This window comes from Protofrankia sp. CiP1_Cm_nod3 (assembly GCF_982290655.1).
This window is the reverse complement of the sequence record NZ_CEVIVD010000085.1, coordinates 13,957-22,224: the sequence shown is the minus strand read 5'-3', so window position 1 is coordinate 22,224 and position 8,268 is coordinate 13,957. Positions and strand designations below refer to the sequence as shown.

7 protein-coding genes are annotated in these 8,268 nt (G+C 71.6%); 3 read left to right on the top strand and 4 right to left on the bottom strand.

The window, feature by feature from the left end:
* Nucleotides 1–498, bottom strand: a 498-nt coding sequence (locus tag AC5LUJ_RS16110) for a MaoC family dehydratase (protein ID WP_493465218.1), incomplete at its 3' end; no start/stop codon positions are given.
* A gap of 730 nt (nucleotides 499–1,228) precedes the next feature.
* Between AC5LUJ_RS16110 and AC5LUJ_RS16105 the strand changes: the two genes are divergently transcribed.
* Entirely contained in the window at nucleotides 1,229–2,119 is an 891-nt protein-coding gene (locus tag AC5LUJ_RS16105) for an LLM class F420-dependent oxidoreductase (protein ID WP_250285579.1), read from the top strand.
* Nucleotides 2,120–2,154: 35 nt separating this feature from the next.
* Here AC5LUJ_RS16105 and AC5LUJ_RS16100 read toward each other — a convergent pair whose 3' ends face one another.
* Entirely contained in the window at nucleotides 2,155–2,865 is a 711-nt protein-coding gene (locus AC5LUJ_RS16100; protein WP_250285578.1) for a suppressor of fused domain protein, read from the bottom strand.
* A gap of 417 nt (nucleotides 2,866–3,282) precedes the next feature.
* Between AC5LUJ_RS16100 and AC5LUJ_RS16095 the strand changes: the two genes are divergently transcribed.
* Nucleotides 3,283–4,743: a TerD family protein gene (locus tag AC5LUJ_RS16095; RefSeq protein ID WP_493465217.1), complete on the top strand. Its 1,461-nt coding sequence runs from the start codon at nucleotides 3,283–3,285 to the stop codon at nucleotides 4,741–4,743.
* 302 nt (nucleotides 4,744–5,045) lie between these two features.
* On the opposite strand, the gene AC5LUJ_RS16090 is transcribed toward AC5LUJ_RS16095, so the two are convergent.
* Complete coding sequence (locus AC5LUJ_RS16090; RefSeq protein ID WP_250285829.1) at nucleotides 5,046–6,245, bottom strand: acyl-CoA dehydrogenase family protein; 1,200 nt, start codon at nucleotides 6,243–6,245, stop codon at nucleotides 5,046–5,048.
* A 483-nt stretch (nucleotides 6,246–6,728) separates the two neighbouring features.
* Between AC5LUJ_RS16090 and AC5LUJ_RS16085 the strand changes: the two genes are divergently transcribed.
* The gene (locus AC5LUJ_RS16085) at nucleotides 6,729–7,820 is read left to right on the top strand and encodes a glycoside hydrolase family 6 protein (protein WP_250285828.1); all 1,092 of its coding nucleotides are present in this window, start codon (nucleotides 6,729–6,731) and stop codon (nucleotides 7,818–7,820) included.
* Between the two features lie 155 nt (nucleotides 7,821–7,975).
* Here AC5LUJ_RS16085 and AC5LUJ_RS16080 read toward each other — a convergent pair.
* Nucleotides 7,976–8,268 (bottom strand): PIN domain-containing protein (locus tag AC5LUJ_RS16080; protein WP_493465216.1); only part of this gene is annotated, 293 nt, incomplete at its 5' end.

The following is an 8,268-nucleotide window of genomic DNA, read 5'->3' as shown; positions in this document are numbered from 1 at the left end:
GTTGGGGACGGGGCGGCCGGGCTGTTCGCCGCCACGGGCCTCGCCGTAGGAGCGCTTGGGCACCATCACCTTGCGGCGGTAGATGCAGACCAGGGTGCCGTCCTGGTTGTAGCCGCGGGTCTCGACCCGCACGATGCCCCGGTCGTCCTTGCTCTTCGACTCGACCTTGTCCAGCACCTCGGACTCGCCGTAGATGGTGTCGCCGTGGAAGACCGGCTTCACGTGCCGGAGGGACTCGACCTCAAGGTTGGCGATGGCCTTGCCGGAGACGTCCGGGACGGACATGCCGAGCAGCAGCGAGTACACGTAGTTGCCGACGACGACGTTCCGCTTGAACTGGGTGGTCTCCTCGGCGTAGTGCGCGTCCAGGTGCAGTGGATGGTGGTTCATGGTCAACAGGCAGAACAGGTGATCGTCGTATTCGGTGACCGTCTTGCCCGGCCAGTGCTTGTAGACCGCGCCGACCTCGAACTCCTCGTAATACCGGCCGAACTGCATGATGCGCTCTCCTCGCTCTCCCGGAGTTCCCCGCCGCGGCACGACGGGGCCCGCCGTCGCGAACCCGCCCGGGCCCGATCCTTCCAGGTCGGCCGGGCACCTGCCCGATTCACGGCCACACCCGATCGGTAATTGCGGAAAGTAGCTATTCGATCGCCTCTTGACGGCGGTGCGGCGAAGGGCTGGCAGCGTGCCAGTGGCCGGGTGAACGGCGGCCGGGTGAACGGCGGCGGGGTGGCGATGGCGGCAGAACACCGTGTGGTGAGGTGCGATGGCGGCACGGCGGTGACAGGGCGGTGGCGCGGCGGTGAGCGTGGGGTGTCCACGCGCGGTGCCCCGCCGGCCACGGCGGCCGCGCCCGGGGAGCTCCGGCCCGTCCCAGCGTGGCCATGCCCGCCGACGTCCGTCAGGATGGGGACGGCGGCAGGGACGACGGCGGCGACCGGGATACAGCTGCGACCGGGGTGGTGACAGGGCGGGACGACGACGGCCGGCGCGTGCCGGTGACGGCCCGGAGATCCGGGCCCGGCGGGGCCTCGCCGGGCCCGGCCGGGCCGGTTGGGACCGGGCTTCCGCCCCGCCACCGCCGGGCGGGAACTCCGGGACCGGCGGGACGTCCTCTGGCGCGGAAAGCCGGCGCGGGAGAACACGACCGTGCCGCCCGCGGCCCTCCCGGCGAGAAGCCCCGGGCACGACCGGGACGTGAGACGTGAGACGTGAGGAGTTGGCGATGCTGCTTGGCGTACACGTGGTCCGGTTCACCTGGCCGGGCGGAGCGGAGGCGGTCGGGCCGGTCCTGGGGCGTGCCGCCCGGGTCGCCGACGACGCGGGCGTGGCCCGGCTCAGCGTGATGGATCACTACTTCCAGATGGAGGCGATGTTCCCGGCCGACGAGCCGATGCTGGAGGGCTACACCACGCTGGGGTTCCTCGCCGCCTACACGTCCAGGCTGCGGCTCGGGCTGCTGGTCACCGGCGTGACCTACCGTCACCCCGGACTGCTCGCGAAGATCATCGCCACCCTGGACGTGCTGTCCGGCGGACGCGCGGAGCTCGGCATCGGCGCCGCCTGGTACGACCGCGAGCACCACGGGCTGGGCGTGCCGTTCCCGCCGGTCGCCGAGCGGTTCGAGCGGCTGGAGGAGACGCTGCGGATCTGCCGGCAGATGTGGAGCGAGGACAACGGCCCCTTCGCCGGCCGGCACTACCAGCTCGCCGAGACGCTGTGCGTGCCGGCGCCGGTCAGCCGGCCGCGCGTGCCGATCCTGATCGGGGGCAGCGGGGAGCGCAGGACGCTGCGCCTGGTGGCGACCTACGGTGACGCCTGCAACCTGTTCGCCCCTTCGGTGGACGTGGTCGCACACAAGCTCGACGTGCTGAGGGCGCACTGCGACGCGGTCGGCCGCGACTACGCGGAGATCTCCAAGACGATCATCTACAACGGCGACGCGCTGGCCCGGGAGGACGCCGGCGCCTTCCTCGCCGATGCCGAGCGGTACGCGCGCCTCGGCATCGACACCGTGATCGTCGTCCCGCCCGGCGGTGAGGCGGTGGACGCCTGGGTCGAACGGATCTGCGTCCCGGTCGTCAAGAACCTCGCCGACATCGCCGTCACCGGCTGATCTCTCCTGGACGCTGTCCCTGCCGGACGGTGCCCCTACCGGTCGCCGGCGTCCAGACGCAGCCCGACGCGCCGGGGATCGCGCAGGTCGGTGCCGGCGGCCAGCCAGCGCCGTTGCAGTTCGGCCGCCCCGTGGACCCGCTTGAACGCGGACTCGTTCGGCGTCATCGGCAGGACCGGCAGGAAACGCACCGGCGCGCGGACAGGCGTCCGCGCCGGCTGCCGGCCCGCGGGCCCGCCCGGCAGGGACGGATCAGGAGCGGGCGGATCGTGATCAAACAGCGTCGGATCTTCCAGTGCCGGATCTTTCGGGGACGGGTCCGGTAGCGGCAGGTCCGGGATGAGCCCGCCGGGTTCGGCGACGAGGACCGCGGTGAACCCGGCGCCGTCCCACAACGGTTCACCGAGGTCGAGGCCGGCCCCGGCGACCACCGGGACGCCTTCGACGGCCGGGATCGCGGCCAGCAGGGCCAGCCGGCGGGCCACGCTGTCGCGGGGCTCCTTCAGCGAGAGCACCAGTTCGGCACGGGGCCCCGCCGGGTCGAGCACGGGGGAGGCCGGATCGCTCATCGGGCTCCGGGACATCCCGAGGGTCGCATAACGGATGACCCTCTCCGTCGGGTGGCTGAAACGCAGCACCTCGATCGGTTCGGAACCGAGAAACGTGATCTCCGCGCGGCCCGTGTCGGGGCCGAACTCCCGCAGCAGGTGCGTCTCCACCCGCTTCAACACCTCCGGAACGTCCACAGCGCCGACTCTAAGCCGCCTCCGGCGGATATCGTCCGGCGGACGGCTTCCCTGTGGACGGCCTCCGGCGGACGGCTTCCCTGTGGATATCGACCGCCCGGGCGCCGCTGGTCCGCGCGAGCGGGGATCCGCCGGACGCGGCCCGAATCCGGATCCGGGCAGCGCCGGGAAATTTTCGGCTCCGGAGAGGCATATCAGGCCTATCAGGTGGAACCGTGGATCGGGGCCGGGTCGTTACCCGGTCGGGCGCGTCCACCGTCATGGGGGAACGGGCGGCCGCCGGGTGCCGGTTGTCGGCCGGGAGCCGGTATCCGTCACGATGGCCTCGCGGGAGTCACGCCCGCGGGCGTCGAACAACATGCCGATCAGCAACATGCCGACAGGCGGACAGGCGACAGGGCAGATGCGGAGGCCACCATGGCGCAGGTGCTGAGCAAGGGCGCGAACGCACCGTTGTCCACTACCGATGTACGGGTGGAGATCAGTTCGTCCACCCCGTTGGACATCGCCGCGCTGCTGGTGACCGCGAACGGCAAGGTCCGCTCCGACGCCGACTTCGTGTTCTTCAACCAGCCCACCGGGCCGGGGGTACGCCTGCTCCCGCCGTCCGCGCTCGAGTTCACCCTGACGCAGGTGCCGGCCGACATCGACAAGGTGGTCGTCACCGGCAGCCTGGACGGCTCCGGCACACAGACCTTCGCGGCCGTCAGCGGGCTGCGGGTCGTCGCCCGGGCCGCCCGGGGTGAGGAGATCGCCCGCTTCGACCCGGTCGATCTCACCGTCGAGAGCGCGCTGATACTCGTGGAGCTCTACCGGCGCCAGGGCGCGTGGAAGGTGCGCGCCGTGGGGCAGGGGTACGCCTCCGGGCTCGCCGGCATCGCCACCGACTTCGGGATCACGGTGGACGACCCCGGCACCCCGCCGGTCGACCCGCCCACCCAGATCGTCACCCCGCCGCCGGGGCAGCGGTGGGGAGCCCCGACGGGGCAGCCCGCGCAGCCCGCCGAGGCGGGGGGTGGCTGGGGCGCGCCGTCGTCCTCACCGCCGCCGGCCCAGCCGCCGCCGGCCCAGCCGTGGGGGCAGCCGCAGCCGCAGCCGTCCCCGGGCCCCTGGGGGCCGCCGACGCCGGCACCGGCGCAGCCCGCTGGCGGGCAGCAGCACTACTGGGGTGCGCCGCAGGGGCAGCAGCAGGCGCCGCCGCAGGGTGGCGGCTGGGGCGGCGGCCAGCCTCAGCCCCCGGCCGCGCAGCAGGGCTGGGGCGCGCCGCCGTCCGCGGCGGCCGGCGGCGGGGGCGGGGCATCCGTGAACCTGGACAAGGGCCGGGTCTCCCTGCGCAAGGGCCAGAGCGTCTCGCTGGTCAAGACCGGGGCGCCGCCGCTGACCCGGGTGCGGATGGGCCTCGGCTGGGATCCCGCGTACAGCGGGCGCCAGATCGACCTGGACGCCTCCTGCATCCTCTTCGACGGCCGGGGCAAGGACGTGGACAAGGTGTGGTTCATGTCCAAGAAGGGTGCCCGCGGCGCGGTCCGCCACTCCGGCGACAACCTCACCGGTTCCGGTGAGGGCGACGACGAGACCATCTTCGTCGACCTGGCCGCGCTTCCGCCGAACGTCGAAGCCCTGGTCTTCACGGTGAACAGTTTCCAGGGGCAGCGCTTCACCGAGGTCCGCAACGCCTTCTGCCGGCTGATCGACGACTTCACCGGCGCCGAACTCGTCCGGTTCGACCTGTCCGAGTCGAAGCCGCAGACCGGGCTCGTCATGTGCAAGGTGGTCCGCCAGTCCGGCGGCCCGAACTGGACGATGACCGCCATCGGCGAGTTCCACGACGGCAAGACCGTGCGCGCGATGGTCGGCCCGTCCAGGCAGTATCTGTAGAGTAACGATCCGTGCGGACGAGGGGCGGCCGTGGGGTGGCTGGGTCCGGCCGTGTTCCGGGCCGGCTGCCGGGCCGGGGCCGGGGCTGACAGCCGGCCCTCGGCCGGGGCCCGACAGCAGTGCCCGGCATAAAAAACTAAAGCCGCACACGATGTTTCTCGTGATGTTCTCCCGCGAGAACCCGTGGATATCTCACGAGTTCTCGCGGGAAGTCTTCCGCGGTTTCCACGGCTTCGTGCATTTTGTGGCACCGCCGGTTCCGCGGTTTTTCGTGGCCGTGCGTCCCGCGGCGGTCCGGCGGCCTACTGCTGCAGCTTGTAGTCCCGCAGCAGCGCGCGGCTGATGATCCTCTTCTGTACCTCGGACGTGCCCTCACCGATGAGCATGAACGGCGCCTCCCGGAAAAGCCGCTCGATCTCGTACTCCTTCGAGTAGCCGTATCCGCCGTGAATACGGAACGACTCGGTCGTCACCTCGTAGCAGTATTCGCTGGCGAGGAACTTGGCCATCCCGGCCTCGACGTCGTTGCGCTGGCCGCTGTCCTTCTTGCGGGCCGCGTTCACCATCATCAGGTGGCCGGCCTCCACCTTGGTCGCCATCTCCGCCAGCTTGAAGGCGATCGCCTGGTGGTCGGCGATCTGGTGGCCGAAGGTGCGGCGCTGCTGGGCGTAGGCGATGGCCAGCTCGAACGCCCGGATCATGATGCCGCAGGCGCGGGCCGCGACATTAACCCGGCCCACCTCCACGCCGTCCATCATCTGGTAGAAGCCCTTGCCGCGGCCGTCGGGGCCGCCGAGGACCGACGACGCCGGCACCCGGTGGCTGTCGAGCACCATCTCGGTGGTCTCGACCCCCTTGTAGCCGAGTTTCTCCAGCTTCCCGGGGATCGTGATGCCCTCGTGGGTGCCGAACCCGGGCTCCTTCTCCAGCAGGAACGTCGTCATGTTCCGGTAGACGGAGTCGGCGCCCTCGTCGGTCTTCACGAGAGTCGCGACGAGGGCGGCGCGGGCACCGTTGGTCAGCCACATCTTCTGGCCATTGATCACGTAGTCGTCGCCGTCGGGAGTGGCCCGGGTGGTGATCGCGGACACGTCCGAGCCGCAGCCGGGCTCACTCATGGAGAAGGCGCCGCGGATCTCCCCGGTGGCCATTTTCGGCAGCAGCCGCTGCTTCTGTTCCGGGGTGCCGTGCTGGATGAGGAGGTAGGCGACTATGAAATGCGTGTTGATGACTCCCGACACGCTCATCCAGCCGCGGGCGATCTCCTCGACGACCAGGGCGTAGGTGAGCAGCGACTCGCCGAGCCCGCCGTACTCCTCGGGAATCGTGATCCCGAACAGCCCCATCTCCTTCATGGCCTCGACGATCGCCTCCGGGAACTCGTCCTTGTGCTCGAGTTCCGTGGCGTATGGCAGAATCTCTTTGTCGACGAATGTGCGCACAGCCGACAAAATGTCGGCCTGGACGTCCGTCAGACCATCGGTCTGCGCGATCCTGCCCATGGTGTCCGCTTCCTTTCTCGCCGTACCGTGGTCGGCCCGTGCCATTTCTGTACCGGCTGTCGGGAATCACGTGCGGGTCGTCGTATACTTATGAGAAGTATCACGGCATTCGCGGGCGGGCGCCAGCGACGCCGGCGGGTGGCCCCTTGCGCGGCACCGTCCCGGCCCTGGCGGCATCCCGGCCCAAGGCCCGCCCGCCCGTGCCGCCGCCCCGGCCGCGATGACCGTATGGCGCTCCGCGAACGTGTGGCGGGGAGGCCTGCCGGCGAACGCCGGCCCGCGCGGACGGCCAGCGGGCCCAGCGGGCCGTACGGCCCGGCCGGGGGCGTTCGATATCAGCCCACCGAGCGGCATCGGGGGCACTGCACAGTATCAACAATCACTGTCCGTATCGCCTGATATCGGGTAGATAGCCCATAAAGTAGTCCGCGAGGGGGCTTGATGTTGTTGTTCTGACGCGACCGTTGTGCCTCCGGAGGCGTTGTGCGCTCGTTTCTTCGCAAGGCCCGTCAGGGGCCGCTGGGCAGGATCCCGCAGGAGGTGCCCGTCTGGCGCCACCTCGCCGCGGCGGCGACGATCGCCCTGGCCGCGGCCGGTGTCCTGACGGCCGGCTACCGGCCCGGGGACGCGGGGACGCTGCGAGCGCCGCTGTCCCCCGTCGCCGCGGACAGCCCGGACGCCGCGGCGGCCGGCAGCCCGCTGGCCGGCGCCCGTTTCTATGATGATCCCGACAGCCAGGCGGACGCCGCCGCGGCCCGGCTGCGCGGCCAGGACCCCGTGAACGCGGCCCTGCTCGACAAGATCGCGAATACTCCGCAGGCGATGTGGCTCGGCGACTGGTTCCCGACCGCGCGGGTCCGCGCCATCGTTGCCGAGCGGGTCGACAGCGCGCGGGCCGCCCAGGCGGTCGCGGTGTTCGCCGTCTACCACATACCGGCCCGCGACTGCGGCGGCTACTCCGCCGGCGGGGCGAACTCGCCGGACGAGTACAGCGCGTGGATCTCGGAGGTCGCCGCCGGCATCGGCGCCGGCCCCGCCGTGGTGGTACTCGAGCCGGACGCGATCGCCGGCGCGGACTGCCTGCCCGCCGCCGGCCAGCGGACGCGCTACACGCTCATCCGCGAGGCGGGCACGCTGCTGACCCGGCACGGGGCCACCGTCTACCTCGACGCCGGGCAGCCGGACTGGCGCAGCGCCACCGAGATGGCCGGCCGCCTGCGGCTTGCCGGCGTCTCCGCCGTGCGCGGCTTCGCCCTGAACACGGCGAACTTCGTCGCCACCGCCGACCTGCTGGCCTACGGCAACCAGATCGTCGCCGAGCTCGGCGGCAGCGGCCACTTCGTCGTCGACACCAGCCGCAACGGCCGCGGCCCGGCCCCGGACAGGCAGTGGTGCAACCCGCCGGGCCGGGCGCTGGGAGCCCGCCCGACCACCCAGACCGGCGACGAGCACGCGGACGCGTTCCTGTGGGTGAAGGGCCCCGGCGAGTCCGACGGCACCTGCAACGGCGGCCCCCCGGCCGGCGAGTTCTGGCAGCCCTACGCCCTCGACCTGGCCCGCCGAGCGCCCTATTAGCCCGTCCCACAGGACGAGCTCATCCCACCGGCCGCCACCGGCACAAATACGTCCACCGGCACAAATACGTCCAGCAGTACAAATACGTCCAGCGGCACCGCTGCCCACCGCGTCCGCATCCGTTCCCAAGGTTCTGGGATCAGGGGGTTCTGGGATCAGGGGGCGCGGACGGGGAAACCGAGGTCGAGGGCGGCGGTGGCCAGCCGGCGGTCGTAGGTGACGAACGCTGTCAGGCTGTCGCCGAGCCGCCGCGCGGCGGCCAGATGGATCGCGTCGAGGGTGCGCACCAGCGGGCCGGCGACCGCCCCGGCGTCGTCCAGGACGGGCCGGTCCAGGATGATGTGGTCGAGGCGGTTGAGCATGGTCACCGCCGCTTTGTACAGGTCGGCGTCGTCCGCGGTGGCGCGCCGTACCGCTCGGACGACCTCGGCGCGGGCGAGCAGGGAGG

Coding starts and splice junctions, on each gene's coding strand:
- AC5LUJ_RS16105 (WP_250285579.1), top strand. CDS start 1,229: ATGCTGCTTGGCGTACACGTGGTCCGGTTCACCTGGCCGGGCGGAGCG.
- AC5LUJ_RS16095 (WP_493465217.1), top strand. CDS start 3,283: ATGGCGCAGGTGCTGAGCAAGGGCGCGAACGCACCGTTGTCCACTACC.
- AC5LUJ_RS16090 (WP_250285829.1), bottom strand. CDS start 6,245: ATGGGCAGGATCGCGCAGACCGATGGTCTGACGGACGTCCAGGCCGAC.